Genomic DNA, 16,405 nt, shown 5'->3' with positions numbered 1-16,405 from the left:
CCTAAGGTGACCGGGGCCACACCAGTTACCCACCGATCTGGGGATAAGTCTGTGGATAGTGTGGATAACACGGCGAATCTGTTATCGCCGCGCGTGACTGAAGGCCCAAATGAGGTGGTCAATACCCCTCGGGCGGGCGGTTCTGCGAGTAACTCCCCCAAACGAGACACTGAGCGTAACAGCGGCACTGGGCCGAACGAGACGGGGGCCGAGGCCCATCCACAGGGCCGCGACCTCGCGCACGCGGCCCTGCAGGCCGCGCGGGAGCGAGCCGCCGCGCGCGGCCACGAGCCTGGGGTCCGCAAGCCCGCGACGCGTTCGGGCCGCGGTGGCTCGGCGCAGAACCCCAAGCGCAGGCGCTGGTCGGGCCCCGGTTTCGACGAGCGCGACCCGCAGCCACTCGGCAGGCTCGCCTCGCGCATGGCGACCCAGCTCGGCTGGACCGATCAGCTGACGAACGGCCGGGTCTTCGGGCAGTGGACGCGCCTCGTCGGTGAGGAGGTCGCCGAGCACGCCCAGCCCGTCGCGCTCAAGGACGGCGAGCTGACCGTGCGTGCCAGCTCCACCGCCTGGGCGACGCAACTCCGGTTGCTGCAGCGTCAGCTGCTGGCGAAGATTGCCGCGGGGGTGGGGCACGGTGTCGTCAAGCGGATGCGGATCCAGGGCCCGACTGCGCCGAGCTGGCGCAAAGGACCGAGGCATGTGCCTGGTCGGGGCCCTCGTGACACCTACGGTTGAGCCCGGGCCGGGCACTCCTCCGAAAGAGGCCGCCCGAAGCCGCCACTCCGGCGCGAGGGCTCCGTTGGCCACGGCGGGACCCGGTTGACGCCGAGATCGTCGCTCTGTGACGAAATCAGGGGTGTCCTTGATGCATGTGAGCAGAGCTGGCCAAGTAAACTTGTGGAGGCAAGCCGGATTGGTGCCGGACGAGTACCAGGTGGCATGCCCGACCGACAGGCACACACCCGTGCGCGCGTTGGGTGAGACGAGGAGAAATCAGGCCGGTGGCAGCGAACCAGAGTGAATACAACGCGTCCTCCATCACGGTGCTCGAGGGTCTCGAAGCCGTTCGTAAACGCCCCGGCATGTACATCGGATCGACCGGCGAGCGTGGTCTCCACCATCTGATCCAGGAAGTCGTCGACAACTCCGTCGACGAGGCGATGGCCGGCTTCGCGACGCGGGTCGAGGTCACCCTCCTCGCCGACGGCGGCGTGCGCGTCGTCGACGACGGTCGTGGCATCCCGGTCGCGATCCACCCGAAGGAGCAGCGGCCGACCGTCGAGGTCGTGCTCACCGTGCTGCACGCGGGCGGCAAGTTCGACAGTGAGTCCTATGCGGTCTCCGGCGGTCTGCACGGCGTCGGTGTCTCCGTCGTGAACGCGCTCTCCACCGCGCTCGACGTCGAGATCCACCTCGACGGTCGCATCTGGACCCAGCACTACGACCGCTCCGAGCCCGGTGAGCTCAAGGACATCGGTCCCACTGACCGCACCGGCACCACGGTCACGTTCTGGGCCGACCCCGACATCTTCGAGACCACGCACTACAGCGCCGAGACCGTCGCGCGCAGGCTCCAGGAGATGGCCTTCCTGAACAAGGGCCTCACCATCGTGCTGCGCGACGAGCGGGTCGCCGAGGAGAACGGCGAGGACGCCACGGGCGAGCGCGCACAGATCAAGGAGCGCGTCTACCACTACCCGGGCGGGCTCGAGGACTTCGTCAAGTACATCAACGGCAGCAAGGACCCGATCCACCAGTCGGTGGTGTCGTTCGAAGCCAAGGGTGACGGCCTCGAGGTCGAGGTCGCGATGCAGTGGAACAACGGCTTCACGCCGTCGGTCTACACCTTCGCCAACACGATCAACACGCACGAGGGCGGCACCCACGAGGAGGGCTTCCGCGCCGCGCTGACCCGAGTGGTCAACAGCTACGCGCGCGACAAGAAGCTGCTCAGGGAGAAGGACGCCAACCTGACCGGCGACGATGTGCGCGAGGGTCTCGCCGCGATCGTCTCGATCAAGCTGGCCGAGCCGCAGTTCGAGGGCCAGACCAAGACCAAGCTGGGTAACAGCGAGGCCAAGTCCTTCGTGCAGTCCACCTGCAACGAGTGGCTGTCCGACTGGTTCGAGCGCAATCCCTCCGAAGCCAAGACCATCATCAACAAGGCGGTGTCGAGCGCGCAGGCCCGCATGGCCGCCCGCAAGGCGCGTGACCTGGTCCGCCGCAAGGGCGCCATGGACATCGGCGGCCTGCCCGGCAAGCTCAAGGACTGCCGCTCCACCAATCCGGAGGAGTGCGAGCTCTACATCGTCGAGGGTGACTCGGCGGGCGGTTCGGCGAAGGAGGGCCGGGACTCGAAGTTCCAGGCGATCCTGCCGATCCGGGGCAAGATCATCAACGTGGAGAAGGCGCGCATCGACCGCGTGCTCAAGAACAACGAGGTCCAGTCGCTGATCACCGCGCTGGGCACCGGAATCCACGACGACTTCGACATCTCCAAGCTGCGCTACCACAAGATCGTGCTGATGGCCGACGCCGATGTGGACGGCCAGCACATCCGCACCCTGCTGCTGACGCTGCTCTTCCGGTTCATGCGCCCGCTCGTCGAGCAGGGCTACGTCTACCTTGCCCAGCCGCCGCTCTACAAGATCAAGTGGCCCCGGTCCGAGCCCGAATACGCCTACTCGGACAAGGAGCGCGACGGACTGCTCGAGGCGGGCGCCGCAGCAGGCAGGCGACTGCCGAAGGACGACGCGATCCAGCGGTACAAGGGTCTCGGCGAGATGAACGCCGAGGAGCTGTGGGAGACCACCATGGACCCGGCCAACCGCGTGCTGCTGCAGGTGACCCTCGACGACGCCGCCACCGCCGACGAGCTGTTCTCCGTGCTGATGGGCGAGGACGTCGAAGCCCGCCGCTCGTTCATCACCCGTAACGCCAAGGACGTTCGCTTCCTGGACGTGTAACGCCCCGAAACCCCGTCCACGCCAGGACTGTCCAACCGAGAAGGACCTATGACGGAAACCTTGCCGCCGGATCACGACCGCGTCGAACCGGTCGACATCCAGCAGGAGATGCAGCGCTCCTACATCGACTACGCGATGAGTGTGATCGTGTCGCGTGCGCTGCCCGACGTGCGGGACGGGCTCAAGCCGGTGCACCGCCGCGTCCTGTACTCGATGTACGACTCGGGCTTCCGCCCCGAGCGCTCGTACAACAAGTGCTCGCGCGTCGTCGGTGACGTGATGGGTAACTACCACCCGCACGGTGACTCGGCGATCTACGACGCGCTCGTGCGGTTGGCACAGCACTGGTCGATGCGCTATCCGCTCATCGACGGCCAGGGCAACTTCGGTTCTCCCGGCAACGACCCCGCTGCCGCCATGCGGTACACGGAGTCGCGTCTGGATCCGCTCGCGATGGAGATGCTGCGGGAGATCGACGAGGACACCGTCGACTTCTCGGACAACTACGACGGCCGCACGCAGGAGCCGGACGTCCTGCCGAGCCGGATTCCGAACCTGCTGGTCAACGGTGGTTCGGGCATCGCGGTGGGGATGGCGACCAACATCCCGCCGCACAACCTGCGTGAAGTCTCCTCCGGCGTCATCTGGGCGCTGGAGAATCCGGAGGCCGACGACGACGAGCTGCTCGCCGCGCTGATGCAGCGCATCAAGGGCCCCGACTTCCCGACCAAGGGCCTCATCCTGGGCACATCGGGCATCGCCGACGCGTACCGCACCGGCCGTGGCTCCGTGCGTATGCGCGCGGTGGTGGAGGCCGAGGAGGACGCCAAGGGCCGCACGATCCTCGTGGTCACCGAGCTGCCCTACCAGGTCAACCCGGACAACCTGGTGGAGAACATCGCCGCGCTCGTGCGCGACGGGAAGCTCACCGGCATCTCCGACATCGCCGACGAGTCGAACAGCCGCAGCGGCATGCGGATCGTGATCACGCTCAAGCGCGACGCGGTCGCCAAGGTGGTGCTGAACAACCTCTACAAGCACACCCAGCTGCAGTACAACTTCGGTGTCAACATGCTGGCGCTGGTCGACGGCGTGCCGCGCACGCTGCGCCTCGACCAGATCATCCGCCACTACGTGAAGCACCAGATCGAGGTCATCGTCCGGCGCACCCGGTTCCGGCTGCGCAAGGCCGAGGAGCGGGCCCACCTTTTGCGTGGTCTGGTCAAGGCGCTCGACCAGCTCGACGCCGTGATCGCGCTGATCAGGCGCTCGCCGACGGTCGACGAGGCGCGCACGGGCCTGATCGAGCTGCTCGATGTCGATGAAGCCCAGGCGACGGCGATCCTCGACATGCAGCTGCGCAGACTCGCCGCCCTGGAACGGCAGAAGATCGTCGACGAGCTCGCCAAGATCGAGCTGGAGATCGCCGACCTGCAGGACATCCTCGACAGGCCCGAGCGGCAGCGCACCATCATCCGCGACGAGCTCGCCGAGATCGTGGACAAGTACGGCGACGACCGGCGCACGCAGATCATCCCGTTCGACGGCGAGGTCTCGGTCGAGGACCTGATCGCGGTCGAGGACGTGGTCGTCACCATCACCCGCACCGGCTACGCCAAGCGGACCAAGACCGACCTGTACCGCTCGCAGAAGCGCGGCGGCAAGGGCGTGCAGGGAGCCACGCTCAAGCAGGACGACATCGTGCAGCACTTCTTCGTGTGCTCGACGCACGACTGGATCCTGTTCTTCACCAACAAGGGGCGCGTCTACCGGGCCAAGGCCTACGACCTGCCCGAGGCCAACCGCAACGCGCGTGGCCAGCACGTGGCGAACCTGCTCGCGTTCCAGCCGGACGAGCAGATCGCCAGCGTCATCGAGATCCCGAACTACGAGGTGGCCCCCTACCTCGTGCTCGCGACCCAGAAGGGCCTGGTCAAGAAGTCGAAGCTGAGCGACTTCGACTCGCCGCGCGCCGGCGGGCTGATCGGCATCAACCTGCGGGAGGGTGACGAGCTGGTCGGTGCCGTGCTCGCGTCGGCCGAGGACGACCTGCTGCTGGTGTCGTCCGACGGCCAGTCGATCCGGTTCCATGCGACCGACGAGGCGCTGCGCCCGATGGGCAGGGCCACCTCCGGTGTGCTCGGAATGCGCTTCAACGAGGGCGACGAGCTACTCGGCATCAGTGTGGTCAGGAACGACACGTTCCTGCTGGTCGCGACCGACGGCGGGTACGCGAAGCGCACGGCGATCGAGGACTACCCGGTGCAGGGCCGCGGCGGCAAGGGTGTGCTCACCATCCAGCACGACCGGAAACGTGGCAGGCTGGTGGGGGCACTCATCGTCGATGCCGACGACGAGCTGTACGCGATCACCTCGATCGGTGGGGTCATCCGCACGCCCGCCGGACAGGTTCGCAAGGCCGGACGGCAGACGAAGGGGGTCCGCTTGATCAACCTCAGCGAGGGGAACACCCTGCTCGCCGTCGCACGCAACGCGGACAAACCCTCGGACGTCCCCAACGGGGAGAACGGCGACGAAGACGCGGAGACCCCCGAGGCCATCGAGGCGCCGGCGGCCGCCGACGTTGACGAGGTCGACCAGGTAGGCCAGGTCGACGACGCCGGGACCGACGAGGCGAACGAGACGACGCAAGAGCAGTAGCAGGCGCGGATTCTGACAAGGGACTGACCGTTTGTGACACCACCTGACAACACCGAACGGCGCGGCGGCAGCACCGACACCAACGCGGGTGGCGACGTCGCACCGCCGTGGCAGCGCGTGGCCAAGGAAACCGGCAGTGGTTCGGCCGGTCAGGAGGGTGACGGAGGCTTCGGCGACCGCTGGTCCGCAGGCCAGCTGCCCGCCGAAGAGACCCAGCAGCAGCCCCAGGTCCGCTATGAGGCGAACGGCAACGCCGAGACCGTCGTCGCGGGCAGTGCCGCCAACCGGCTGTTCGGCCAGCAGCAACCCCAGCAGGCCGACGCCAGGGCGCAGCAGCAGGCGGGCGGCCAGGGCGGCGGAGGCAAGGGCGGCCGGTCGACGCCGGTCAGCGCACTGCGCAGGCCCGGCAGGGGTCCGCGCAGGGCGAGCCTGCAGATCAAGCGCTTCGATCCGTGGTCGGTGCTGAAGCTCTCGCTGGTGCTCGGCGTCGCGCTGTTCTTCGTCTGGCTCGTCGCCGTCGGCGTGCTGTACACGGTGCTCGATGGCATGGGCGTGTGGGACAAGATCAACGGCACGTACACGTCGCTGGTGCAGGGCGACAGCGCCGAGAGCGCGGGCGACCCGCTCATCAGCGCGGGCCGAGTGTTCGGTGTCGCGGCGATCGTCGGCGCGATCAACATCGTGCTGATCTCGGCACTGGCCACCGTGAGCGCGTTCATCTACAACGTCTCGGCCGACCTGGCCGGCGGCCTGGAGGTGACGCTCTCCGAGCGGGAGTGACCCCGTGCGAGGTGCCCTGCCAAGGTCCTGTAAGCTTTTGACCGTTCCCAGGGCCCATAGCTCAGGCGGTTAGAGCGCTTCGCTGATAACGAAGAGGTCGGAGGTTCAAGTCCTCCTGGGCCCACAGCACGTCAAAGGCCGGTTCCCAAATGCGGGAACCGGCCTTTGTGCGACTAAGTGAGCGACTACGCCACTTCATCGCCGTCAGACTCGGCGAAGATCCGATCCATCGCCTCGGCACCGTGCTCGACCACCGGCCGGAGCTGGTGACGGTAGACCAGTTCCGTTACCGCGGTGCCGTTGTGACCCATCAGCCGTGAGATCTGTTCGATCGGCATCCCACTGTCTGACAGCAGCGACACGAAGCTGTGCCGCAGCTCGCGCGGCGTCCAGTCCTGCGCGACCAAGCCCGCCTTGTCAGCCACCTTGCGGAACCCACGCCGGACGTTCGCCGCGTCCAGCTCGGTGCCCACCGCCGACGAGAAGACCAGCCCAGTCTCTTGCCACCGATTGCCCGCCAGCCTGCGCAGATACGCCTGCTTGCCCTCGTGAGCGCGCAGGGCGTCCACGCACCGCCGAGGGAGTGCCAGCGACCGGCGAGACTTCTTGGTCTTCGTGTCGCCATGCTCGCGGGTGGACCGCCACACCATCATGTGCGCCGGCACCGGCTTCCCCGTGTCTGGCTTGCCGACCAGATCAACGTGCGACCAGGTGAGAGCACGCATCTCCTCGGTTCGCGCCCCGGTGAGCAGCGACACGACGATGTAGGCCCGCATCGGCGTGCCCTCGGCCGCTTTCAGCACGGCCTCGGCTTGTGCGAGCGTCAGCGACTTGGACGGCCGCCCGGGCCTCCCTTCAGGAATGTCGCACAGCAGCACCACGTTCCGCCTAACCTTCTCGCGCTTCTGCGCCCGTGCGATCGCCCGACGCAATAGCGACAAGACCTCGCGGATTGACCCCGTCGACAGGACCTTCGCCTTCTCCGCGAGCCACTGGTCAATGTCCTCGGCGCTCAGCTCTCGAAGCTTGCGGGCTCCGAGATCGGAAATGATGTGCTTCCTGGCTAGAGCGTTCAGCTTGTCGACTGTGCCAGCGCTACGCCTGGGCAAGCCGAATTCGAGGAAGTCCTGCACCGCGTGGGCGACGGTGTAGAACCGGTCTTCGATCACGCCGTCTTCGAGTTCGCGCCGCATCTCGCGGAGCTTGCTCTGAGCCTCGGTCTTCGTCCTCGCATAGGCGCGCCGCGTCTTGCGTTTCCCTGCTGGCGTGTATCCGAGCGTGGTCTCGGCTCGCCACCGCTGTCTGGATTCCTCCCAGAACAGTCCGCCGTCGCCCCGACTACGCCGCGCGGCCATAGATGTCCTCCTCGGTCTCGTGGATGAGCAACTGCACGTAGCTGTCGATCGCGACAGCGGGAACGAGCCGCGACCGGCCGCGCTTGACGAACCGCAACCGGCCGCCGCGCATTTCCTCGTAGATCACGGACCGGCTCATGGACAGCAGCCGCATGGCCTCGGTGACCCGGTAGAGGTGCTTGGCGGGAACTGCGGCGGGCGTGGTCGTGTCCATCCGTTCCTCCTGGGCGGGTGTGACAGGTGGTGGGGGTGTCACTCGTGCTGTCACTGCTGTTTTTGCAGGTGGGGGCTGGTGGAGTGACGGAGTGACAGGTGCGGGTGTCACGGGGTGTTCCTTTCAGGCGGCGGCCGGTGCGGTTGTGGTGGTGAGGTGAGTGGCGAGGGTGGTGCCGATGTATCGGGTGTAGGCGGGCGGGATGGCTTCGCAGACCTCGCGGATGGTTCGGGTCCACGGGGTGCCCATGACTTGCGCGGCTTTTGCCTGCCAGGCGCGGGAATGTCGACCTCCGGTGATGGTCATGAACTGCCCGGGTTGGGGCAGGTAGCCGTTGCGGGCGCACCGGTGGAGGTGTTCGGGGTGCGCGGGGGCCGTGATGGGTCGCGAGGTCTCGAAGCCGCGGTGGCGGTAGAGCTGTAGGCCGAACATCGCTCCGCACAGCACGATCGGCTGGTGTAGCGGTGCTTGGACGACGTTTTCGATCACCCACGGCACGTTGGTGCGGATGAGGAGGTCGCGGGCGTCGCCGATGAAGTCGGGGTAGGTCTTGTGGTTGTAGGCGTTGAGGGGGCTGTACGCCTGGCAGGGCGGCGAGATGTGGATGGCGTCGAATTCGTGGCCGTGGGCGGCGAGGAACTCGAGTGCGTCGGCCTGGTGGAAGGTGAAGGGGTAGTTCGGCTGGGGTGCGATGTCCACGCCGGTGACAGCGAACCCGGCCTGGTGGTAGCCGAGGCTCGCGCCCCCGGCGCCACAGCACAGGTCCAGCAGGCGGGGCCGGGTGTCGGGCGCGGTGAGCGGGTGCGCGTCCATGCGGGTCCTCTCCGGTCGGGTGGGCCGGGTGTGACGGGTGCGGGTGGGTGTCACAGCGGGTGTCACTCCTGTTCTTGCTGGTCAGGGTCGGTGGAGTGACGGAGTGACAGGTGTGACAGTTCGGGGGTGTCACTGCTGCTGTCACTCGCGTCGGCCGGGCGGTAGGTGCCGCCGGGGGCGGCGCGGAGTTGGCCTTTGTCGGCCATGCGTTTGCAGGTCTGCCGCACGGTGTCGGCCTTGATCTCCAGGGCGTGGGCGATGGCCGCGGGCTTGCTGTCGGGGTAGTCGCGCAGGAAGCGCATGATCAGGGCGCGGGTGTCCTGCATGAGGTGGTCCCCGGCGGGGCCGTCGAGTTTGGTCCAGGCTCCGGCGTGGGAGTCGAAGCTCATGGCGTAGTCGGCTTCTTCGACGTCGCGGCCGGTGACGTGCAAAACCCCATCTGCCTGGCCGCGTGCCCGCTCCAGCACCAACGTGGCGTCCACCGCGCCGGTCAGCCCGTTGGTGCCCGAGACGAGCGACTGGAAGTCGTCGGCGGCCTGTTTGCGGACGTGGTGGATGAGCAGGAACGGCACGCTGTAGCGGTCGGCGAGGTCCTTGAAGCGGGAGGCGGCGGCGTAGTCGGCGGCGTACTGGGTCATGCCGTGCGGGTCGGCGCCGCGCATCTTGGCGAAGGTGTCGATGATGACCAGGCGGGCGTGCGGGTTCTCCTCCAGCCATTCGGTGATGACCTGCTCACCGCCCATGCTCATCGTGGGGCAGGCGGTTTCCAGGGTGAGCAGCGGCGCGGCCCGGCCCCCGGCGGCGATCATCTGCCGACGACGGCGCTGCAACCGGCGTCCGGTGTCCTCCAGCGCGCAGTACAGGACCGGCCCGCGCTCGACCTCGATCGCGTTGAGCGCCGGGTCGCCGTTGGCGATCGCGGCACCGAGGCCCAAGCTCAGCCAGGACTTGCCGAGCTTGGGAGCCCCGGCCAGCAGGTTGAGTCCTTCGCAGAGCAGGCCGGGCACGGCCCATCGGGGCTCGGGGAAGTCGACGGCCATCAGCTCGGCGTCGGTCCACCGGGTCCGGCGGGCCGGGGGCTCCGGCACGGCCGAGAGAGCGCGGGCGGAAGTCATGGTGCGGGCTCCCATTCAGCGATGTTGTGGACGTAGGTCCCGCAGTGGCGGATCAGGCGATCCAGCACCGCGGGCACGTCGTCGGTCATGGCGGGCGAGTCCAGGGCGCACTTGGCCAGCGGGGTCGCGGTGGCGCTCCACCAGAACTCGCGGTCGTTCCAGGCCTCGGCGATCGCACGCCCGGCGACCTGGGCGGCCTCGTCGTCGGCGTGCTCGACCTCGACCAGGTGGGCCACGATCGGCGTCGGCTTGAACGTCCTGTTCATGCGACCTGCCTCGGCCGGTTCGCCCCGGCCCGCAGACCGGAGCTGATCGTGCGCTCGGCCTCCCGCTCGGAGAACTGACGGGAGCCGAGATGCCGCCCGCACGCGGCGCGCAGCGCCGCCCGCACCTCGGCCTCGGTGAGCGCCTTGCCCGCGACGAGCTGACCGAGGGCGAGCGCGGCGCCGTAGAGGGTGGCGTTGCGGTTGCTGTCGGCCTCGGCCACCCGGCGGCACTCCTCCCGCAGCGCGGCCTCCAGGTAGCGGGAGCGGCGGTTGGTCGCCGGGCGGATCGGCAGCACCGGCGCCGGGGGCGGCGGTGCTGGCGCCAGCCGCTCGGCCAGCCACGCGGGCAGCGCGGCCACAGTGCCGTCGTGGACGTAGCGGTAGGCCCCAGTGGGGGTGAGCGATCCGGGGGCGACGACGTAGCCACCCCAGGCGCGGGTGTCGACCTTCCACCCCAGCCCCCGCCCGGTGTCGCCACTGGTGTTGCGCAGCTCCACCCCGGCCGGGCCGGTGAAGTACAGGTGCAGCCCACCGGACGGGGTGGCCACAGTGAGCGTGTCGGCGGGCAGCTCGTGCCCGGCCCGCTCGGCGACGATCGCCAGTACATCCTCACCGCCGCGCGCACCCTCGGCGGCCCACCGCGCAGGCGTCTCCTCGCCGGGCTTGGTGGTGTCGAGGTCGAGGACGCACAGTCCGGACGGGCCGGTCGCCACCCCGATGTTGAACGACCCCGCCGACCAGGCCGCACGGATGCGGGCCGGGTCGGTGGTAGCGCGCTGCTCCCACCCGGCGTGGGCCTCGGCGCACTGCCCGGTGCGGGGACAGCGGTCGGTGCCGTGCAGGGCCGGGCGCTTGCCGCGCGGGGCGAGCGGGAAGACGTACCAACCGCGCTCGGCGGCGGCCAGTGCGGCGCGGGTGAGCTGGGTGCGGGTGTCCATCGAAGACCCTTCCATCGGTCACGCTGTGTGCCTGTTTTCGGCATGGGGGTGCCGTCACGGCGTCCCGGTGCGGGTGCCGTGCGGGCGGCTGGTGTGGAGTTAGCTCGGGCAGTTAGCTCGCCGGATCCGAGTTAGGTTTCTAACTCGGCGGGTTAGCTACCCCGCCTGGCCTGCTGATCTGCGCGAAGTTAGGTAGTTAGCCGAGTTAGGCCGGGCCGCTGCGGGCCGTCGAGACCCCGGATTTCGGGGTGGTCGCGCGGGGCGGCCCGACCTAACTCGCGGCGTGTTCACGTGGTCTCGTCCTCGTCCAGGTCGGCCGTGGCACGGCTGGTGAGGACTTCACGCACGGTGACCGGATCGACGGGGTACCGGTTGCCCGTGGAGGGCACCTTGATCCCGTGCTCGGCGGCCAGCAGCTCGCGCAGCGCCTTGCCGCTGAGGCCCTGGTAGGGGGTCCAGTCGGGGGCGTACTGGGCCAGCAGCGCCGGGACGTCGGCAGCGTTGACGGGCTGCTTGCCCAGCACCGCGTCCAGGTCTTCCAGCAGGTCACGGGTCTCGATCTCCGGGACCGGCCGGTCGGCGCCGGGCACCGCGCCGCGTTCCTCGATCAGCCGCAGGGCGCGTTCGATGATCGGGGTGATCTGGTCGTGGTCCTTGGCCACGTCGAGGAAGTAGACCTGCACGATGTCGGAGCGCTCCCCGGTGAAGCCCTTGACCACGGCGGTGCCCTTGTCCGTGCCGGGGATCAGCTCGGTGGCGCGGTGCCCGGCCGCGTAGGCGCCCTGCCCCAGCAGGGCGTCATTGGCGACGTGATCGCCCACGGCGAAGGCGATGCCGTTGGAGCAGTTACGGGTCACATCGCGGGGCATGGAGTCCTTCGTGGGCGCCTGCGTCGAGACCAGCACGTGAATGCCGCGCTTGCGACCCAACCGCACGATGTCCACCAGCAGCTTGGCGATCTCGCCCCCGTACTTCGGGTGCTGGATCGCCACGTGTGCCTCTTCGAGCAGGACGAACAGCGGGTGCAGCCCGACGTTCTTGCTGGCCAGCTCGCGGGTCACGGACGGAATCTCGTAGCGGATCAGCAGCTCACCCCGCCGCTGCACCTCGGCGTGCAGGTCCGTGAGGTCGGCCAAGATCTCGGCGATGCGCTCGTCCTCGGCGCCCATGATGTAGCGGGAGCACCGCGGCTTGAACGCCTCGAAGTCAAAGTTGGCGTCCGGGACGTAAATCCGCAGCTCAGCGGTGGGATCGAGCGCGGCCCCGGCCATCAGGACCCGCGCCGCACTGGACTTGCCCTGGCCGGGCATGCCGCCGGTGATGGTGTTGCGCTCCATCAGCGGTGCCAGCAGCGGCGTGCCGCGCAGGGTCTTGCCAAACGGCACTCCCTTGAACACGTCCACCGCGCCCTCACTGAGCAGCGGATACTCCCCGGCACCCTCGGCCAGGGCGCCCTTGTCGGCTACCCACACGTCGAGGATTCCGGCCTCGGCGCCGGTGGTCGGCCACACCTCCTTGGCCAGCCGGTGCAGGCCGGTGGCGAAGTCGGCGCGGCGGCGGGCGATCTTCTCGGCGGTCACCCCGGCGGGGAGCCGGATCACCGCGTGGGTGCCGCGCCCGTCGATGCGGGCCGGGGTGAGGAACTGCAAGGGCAGGCCCTGCTTGAGGTAGGCGGAGATCTGCGGAATCCGCAGTGCCTCCAGCGCCTTGGCGATCGTGGTCTCATCGATCGCCATGTCCGCGTCAGCCTCCCTGGCCGTGGCCAGCCAGGCCGGGGCCTGCCCGCGCTTGCGGCCCTCCCGGTAGGCGGCGAGCAGCACGAACGCCGGGAGCGCCATCAGAAACGGCGTCCAGGCGATCGCGATCGCGGTGAACACCCACCGGATCGCCGAGAGCACACCCGTGACGACGTCGATGAACGCGCCGGTGCCGGAGAACTGCACGAACAGGCCCACCAGCAGGACCAGCGCCACACACCCGGCCAGGCTGCCGACCAGGACTTTCGCGGTGCCCCAGGCCAGGCCGGGCAGGTCCAGCATCCGCTTGTGGCGGCGCTCCACGGCCTGCTCCCGGCGCTCGGTCCAGTCGGCCAGCGCCTCCCGGTCGCCGCTGGCCTCGGCGGCCTTGATCTGACGTCGGTAGACGCCCATCGTCGAGGCGTCCCAGGCGCGCTTGCCCCAGGACTCCACCCCCTGAACCGTGGTCAGCCCCGCCGAGATCACCGCCTTACCAGCGGTTTTCGTGTGCTGGTGGGTCGCCACGGTCTTCACAGCGCGGCCGACGACCACGGCGTCGTGGGCGTAGCCCTTGTAGCGGGCGATCGCCTGCGCCTTCTGGCTGGTGCGGTAGCGGTACTCCTCGTCGGAGATCAGCTCACCCTCCACCACCTCGGCGTCGGAGACGGCGGGCATGTCCTGGCCTTCGGGGCGCAGGTAGTGCACCCGCGCCAACTCCTCGCCTGCCTCGGCGGACTGGGGCGTCGTGTCGTCGGTGGTCACTTCGAGCCTCCCAGGTGTTCGTCACGGAGCTGGCGTGCCCGCCGGGGCGAGCAGCGCAGGGCCTTACGGATGGACTCGGCGGAGGTGGGATCGACCTCGGTCGGGTCGGCCTCGATCGCCGACGCCAACTCGGCGCGAAGCTGCTCGATCGAGCGGCCGACGCGGCCGCCGATCCGGGCTCGATCGGGGCTCGATTTTTGCTGGTCACCGTCGCGGTCGAGGGTGCCGATCGACGGCCCACCCGACAGGGCCGACTCGTCGCCGCCCGTGCTGGGTTCAGGCGTGCCGGCCGAATCCGCATCGGCGATCAGATCGGCCAACGCGGTGTCCCAGTCGGGCAGCTCGATCGGGTCCGACTCGACGGCCGAGCCGGGCACGATCGCCGCTTCCAGCCGGCGACCACGACGGCCGGTGAGCACGTAGCGGCCGGGGGTGTAGACCAGCCGCGCCGTGCCGTCCTCGGCGATCTCGGCGACCGCATGACGCACCGCAGCCCGGCGGACCCGAGCGACCTTGCGGGCTTCCCGGCGGGCGATCCGGGCGGCGGCCCGCTCGGCGGCCGGGCGGGGTGGGGTGGCCAGGGTGAGCTGGTGGGCCACGATCCCGGACACGGCCACGATCGCCATCACGATCCCCGCGGACCAGCCCTTGTCCAGGCCGTGCAACAGGTTCAGCCCCGCCGAGAGCGCGGCGAAGACCCACACCCCGGCCTGGAGCATCCCCACCGGCCGGGCCGCGTCCTGCCGGCGGGCGATGAGCACGGCCACCGCGAAGGCCAGCATCAACAGCTCACTGATCCCGGGCAGCAGCCAGCCCAGGGCGGAGCCGTAGACCTCGGCCCCGTAGATGGCCATCGACGGCCCGGCCATCGCGAACGCGATCAGCACCGCCGGGTAGATCAGCAGATCCACCGTGTTCGCCGCCGCCCACGCCCGGAGCTTGGCGCGCTTGGCATCGCGCCGGGCACGCCGCTCGGCCTGCTCGCCCTGCCGCTGCTCAGCGCGGAGCTGCTCATCGCGGCGGGACTGCTCGGCCAGCGACTCCCGCTCCCGGATCCGGCGTGCGCTCGCGGCGTCGGCGTCCAAACGGGACTGCTCGGCGGCCACCATCCGGTCCGCGCGGCGCTGCTCTGCCCTGCTCATGCGCTCACCCCCTTGTCCTGCTGGCCCTCACGGCCCGTTCCGGCGTCCTCGGCGGTCTCGCCCTCGGTGTCCTGCTCGGCGGCGGGCAGGGTGCGCTGGTCGCGGATCTGCTGCTGTTCGCGGCGGAACCGCGTCTCCTTGACCGCCCACCCGGCGGCGACCAGGCCGGAGGCGAGGCCGAACCAGCCGCTGACCGTGGCGGCGAGCACGCCGGGGCCGATCACCCCGGACAGCTCCCCGAAGTGCCACACGACCCACTCCGACGCGACCGCGGTACGGGTCCGCGGCTCACCGGTGTGGACGTCGAGTTCACGCGTAGACATGGGGCTCCCCCTCACGAGAGTTGGTGGTGTGGTGGAAGAAGTCGTTGATCGGACCCTTCGGCGGGCGGCTGGCCTGCCGGATGGCGTAGCCGTCGATGCGGCGCAACACGCCCTCCAGCACCCGGACCAGCAGCACGAACGGGATCCGCAGCAGGTGCAGGACCAGGAACAGCAGCACCGCGCCCACGAACCGCAGCAAGGCGACCGTCCCAAAGCGACTCAGCACGTCGAAGATGGACATCACGCGCCACCTCCGAAGATCGCCGACCAGCAGGGACGGCAGTAGCCATCCCGCTCCGCCGAACGCGGGCAGTTGTCGGTGCCGCACCCGCCCGCCGCGCGGCGGGCTTCCTGCTCGCGAGCCCGTCGACGGGCACCGGCCGCCAGGTTGGCTTCCAGGGCTTCGCTGGAGGCGGCCCAGTCCTGCTTGAACCGCTCGAACTTCTCGCGGATGCCCATCACGCGGCCACCTCCCAGGTGCCGGACTCGCACTGCCAGCACACGCGGGTCGAGGTGGGCACGTAGTAGCCCACGTCCTGCCTGCACTCGACACAGATCCTGCGGACCCGCAGGGCTTCCTGGACCTTGGCGCGGCGCTGGGCGAGGGTGCCGCGCTTGGGGGCGGCCCGCTCCACCGAGAACAGCTCGGTGGTCTCCTCGCGCCGGTAGGGCTTGTGGTGGCGAAACACCAGCAACGCCACCGGGTCCTGCCCGTTGCGGCGCAACCCCACACTGCTGAGCTGGGACTCGGTGAGCAGGGTCGAAGGTCCCTCGCCCCACCCGAACATCGGCAGCCCGTCCCGGAACCCCCGGCACAGCGCCACGTGATGCGTGTGGCCGTCGAACACGGTGACCGGTCGCTGCTTGCGGTTGCGGGGGTTCACCGGTCCTCACCCCCGATGCGGGCGAGTTCCTGCGTGGCCATCGCGTCCAGGCGGTCGGCCTCCGCGTTGTGGGAGTCCATCTGCACGCGCATCGGGTCATCCATCTGCCACACGCCGAACTCGAGGACTCGGGCGCGCAGGGCGGCGGCCTGGTCGCGGTGCCACAGGGCGTGCCCCCGGAGCCTCCCGGCGACCTCCCGCGAGCACACCGAATCAATCAGCTTGTTGAGCGCCTGCGGGGTGTAGGTGACGACGTCGGACTCGGCCGATGCCGTGTCCAGCTCGGTGAGCACCATGTGCAGGTAGCCCGGCGAGCGCTTGCCGTCGAGGTAGGCACTCAGGGCCGAGGACAGTAAGCCGTACGCCTGCTTCGGGTCCTGGCCGAAACGGCGGATGCTCTCCCGCAGTAGTTCGGAGTAGCGGGTGGTGGTGTCTACCATGGGATTT

The 16,405-nt window shown here is 69.3% G+C and carries 17 protein-coding genes and 1 tRNA gene; 5 read left to right on the top strand and 13 right to left on the bottom strand.

The features are described from left to right. The first annotated feature begins 114 nt into the window (after positions 1–114). The 5 genes from JHE00_RS09510 (at position 115) to JHE00_RS09490 (ending at position 6,534) form a co-directional block, all read left to right on the top strand. Positions 115–738, top strand: coding sequence for a DciA family protein (locus tag JHE00_RS09510; protein WP_372440408.1), 624 nt, complete (start codon positions 115–117; stop codon positions 736–738). A gap of 266 nt (positions 739–1,004) precedes the next feature. Next, positions 1,005–2,969 (top strand): DNA topoisomerase (ATP-hydrolyzing) subunit B, encoded by a 1,965-nt coding sequence (gene gyrB, locus JHE00_RS09505; RefSeq protein WP_200317061.1) that lies wholly within the window; start codon positions 1,005–1,007, stop codon positions 2,967–2,969. A gap of 48 nt (positions 2,970–3,017) precedes the next feature. Next, positions 3,018–5,630, top strand: a complete 2,613-nt coding sequence (gyrA, locus tag JHE00_RS09500; protein ID WP_230423180.1) for a DNA gyrase subunit A — start codon at positions 3,018–3,020, stop codon at positions 5,628–5,630. 33 nt (positions 5,631–5,663) lie between these two features. Continuing rightward, entirely contained in the window at positions 5,664–6,410 is a 747-nt protein-coding gene (locus tag JHE00_RS35825) for a DUF3566 domain-containing protein (protein ID WP_200317059.1), read from the top strand. A 50-nt stretch (positions 6,411–6,460) separates the two neighbouring features. Next, positions 6,461–6,534 (top strand) — tRNA-Ile (locus JHE00_RS09490). A gap of 61 nt (positions 6,535–6,595) precedes the next feature. Here the strand turns inward: JHE00_RS09490 and JHE00_RS09485 are convergent. The 13 genes from JHE00_RS09485 to JHE00_RS09425 all read right to left on the bottom strand — a co-directional run bounded on the left by JHE00_RS09485 (position 6,596) and on the right by JHE00_RS09425 (position 16,398). Beyond that, a complete protein-coding gene (locus JHE00_RS09485) occupies positions 6,596–7,765 on the bottom strand; it encodes a tyrosine-type recombinase/integrase (protein ID WP_200317057.1) in 1,170 nt (389 codons plus the stop codon). Beyond that, positions 7,749–7,979: a helix-turn-helix domain-containing protein gene (locus JHE00_RS09480; RefSeq protein ID WP_200317055.1), complete on the bottom strand. Its 231-nt coding sequence runs from the start codon at positions 7,977–7,979 to the stop codon at positions 7,749–7,751. Before JHE00_RS09480 ends, JHE00_RS09485 begins: the two co-directional genes overlap by 17 nt. Positions 7,980–8,102: 123 nt before the next feature. Then, positions 8,103–8,792 (bottom strand): DNA cytosine methyltransferase, encoded by a 690-nt coding sequence (locus tag JHE00_RS09475; RefSeq protein WP_200317053.1) that lies wholly within the window; start codon positions 8,790–8,792, stop codon positions 8,103–8,105. 62 nt (positions 8,793–8,854) lie between these two features. Further along, positions 8,855–9,907, bottom strand: a complete 1,053-nt coding sequence (locus tag JHE00_RS09470; RefSeq protein ID WP_200317051.1) for an AAA family ATPase — start codon at positions 9,905–9,907, stop codon at positions 8,855–8,857. Further along, the gene (locus JHE00_RS09465; protein WP_200317049.1) at positions 9,904–10,173 is read right to left on the bottom strand and encodes a hypothetical protein; all 270 of its coding nucleotides are present in this window, start codon (positions 10,171–10,173) and stop codon (positions 9,904–9,906) included. Before JHE00_RS09465 ends, JHE00_RS09470 begins: the two co-directional genes overlap by 4 nt. Continuing rightward, on the bottom strand, positions 10,170–11,111 hold the full coding sequence (locus JHE00_RS09460) for a bifunctional DNA primase/polymerase (protein WP_200317047.1): 942 nt from the start codon (positions 11,109–11,111) through the stop codon (positions 10,170–10,172). The genes JHE00_RS09465 and JHE00_RS09460 overlap by 4 nt, the downstream gene beginning before the upstream one ends. A 287-nt stretch (positions 11,112–11,398) precedes the next feature. After that, entirely contained in the window at positions 11,399–13,609 is a 2,211-nt protein-coding gene (locus JHE00_RS09455) for an ATP-binding protein (protein WP_200317046.1), read from the bottom strand. Then, positions 13,606–14,751 carry a hypothetical protein gene (locus tag JHE00_RS09450; protein ID WP_200317044.1) on the bottom strand — a complete coding sequence of 382 codons (1,146 nt, stop codon included), beginning with the start codon at positions 14,749–14,751 and terminating at the stop codon, positions 13,606–13,608. Before JHE00_RS09450 ends, JHE00_RS09455 begins: the two co-directional genes overlap by 4 nt. Next, complete coding sequence (locus tag JHE00_RS09445) at positions 14,748–15,074, bottom strand: hypothetical protein (protein ID WP_200317042.1); 327 nt, start codon at positions 15,072–15,074, stop codon at positions 14,748–14,750. Before JHE00_RS09445 ends, JHE00_RS09450 begins: the two co-directional genes overlap by 4 nt. After that, positions 15,061–15,315: a hypothetical protein gene (locus JHE00_RS09440; RefSeq protein ID WP_200317040.1), complete on the bottom strand. Its 255-nt coding sequence runs from the start codon at positions 15,313–15,315 to the stop codon at positions 15,061–15,063. Before JHE00_RS09440 ends, JHE00_RS09445 begins: the two co-directional genes overlap by 14 nt. Continuing rightward, entirely contained in the window at positions 15,315–15,536 is a 222-nt protein-coding gene (locus tag JHE00_RS09435; RefSeq protein ID WP_200317038.1) for a hypothetical protein, read from the bottom strand. Before JHE00_RS09435 ends, JHE00_RS09440 begins: the two co-directional genes overlap by 1 nt. After that, positions 15,533–15,958, bottom strand: a complete 426-nt coding sequence (locus JHE00_RS09430) for an RRQRL motif-containing zinc-binding protein (protein ID WP_200317036.1) — start codon at positions 15,956–15,958, stop codon at positions 15,533–15,535. Before JHE00_RS09430 ends, JHE00_RS09435 begins: the two co-directional genes overlap by 4 nt. Continuing rightward, positions 15,955–16,398 carry a hypothetical protein gene (locus JHE00_RS09425; RefSeq protein ID WP_200317034.1) on the bottom strand — a complete coding sequence of 148 codons (444 nt, stop codon included), beginning with the start codon at positions 16,396–16,398 and terminating at the stop codon, positions 15,955–15,957. The genes JHE00_RS09430 and JHE00_RS09425 overlap by 4 nt, the downstream gene beginning before the upstream one ends. Positions 16,399–16,405 lie beyond the last annotated feature (7 nt).

This window comes from Prauserella cavernicola (assembly GCF_016595675.1).
GTDB classification, from domain to species: Bacteria; Actinomycetota; Actinomycetes; order Mycobacteriales; family Pseudonocardiaceae; genus Prauserella_A; species Prauserella_A cavernicola.
This window is presented reverse-complemented; position numbering and strand designations above follow the sequence as displayed.

Bases quoted from the DNA above. Each gene is read 5' to 3' on its own strand.
- JHE00_RS09440 (WP_200317040.1), bottom strand. From the start codon at position 15,315: ATGTCCATCTTCGACGTGCTGAGTCGCTTTGGGACGGTCGCCTTGCTG.
- JHE00_RS09460 (WP_200317047.1), bottom strand. From the start codon at position 11,111: ATGGACACCCGCACCCAGCTCACCCGCGCCGCACTGGCCGCCGCCGAG.
- JHE00_RS09480 (WP_200317055.1), bottom strand. From the start codon at position 7,979: ATGGACACGACCACGCCCGCCGCAGTTCCCGCCAAGCACCTCTACCGG.
- JHE00_RS09450 (WP_200317044.1), bottom strand. From the start codon at position 14,751: ATGAGCAGGGCAGAGCAGCGCCGCGCGGACCGGATGGTGGCCGCCGAG.
- JHE00_RS09425 (WP_200317034.1), bottom strand. From the start codon at position 16,398: ATGGTAGACACCACCACCCGCTACTCCGAACTACTGCGGGAGAGCATC.
- JHE00_RS09445 (WP_200317042.1), bottom strand. From the start codon at position 15,074: ATGTCTACGCGTGAACTCGACGTCCACACCGGTGAGCCGCGGACCCGT.
- JHE00_RS09465 (WP_200317049.1), bottom strand. From the start codon at position 10,173: ATGAACAGGACGTTCAAGCCGACGCCGATCGTGGCCCACCTGGTCGAG.
- JHE00_RS09475 (WP_200317053.1), bottom strand. From the start codon at position 8,792: ATGGACGCGCACCCGCTCACCGCGCCCGACACCCGGCCCCGCCTGCTG.
- JHE00_RS09470 (WP_200317051.1), bottom strand. From the start codon at position 9,907: ATGACTTCCGCCCGCGCTCTCTCGGCCGTGCCGGAGCCCCCGGCCCGC.
- JHE00_RS09485 (WP_200317057.1), bottom strand. From the start codon at position 7,765: ATGGCCGCGCGGCGTAGTCGGGGCGACGGCGGACTGTTCTGGGAGGAA.
- gyrA (WP_230423180.1), top strand. From the start codon at position 3,018: ATGACGGAAACCTTGCCGCCGGATCACGACCGCGTCGAACCGGTCGAC.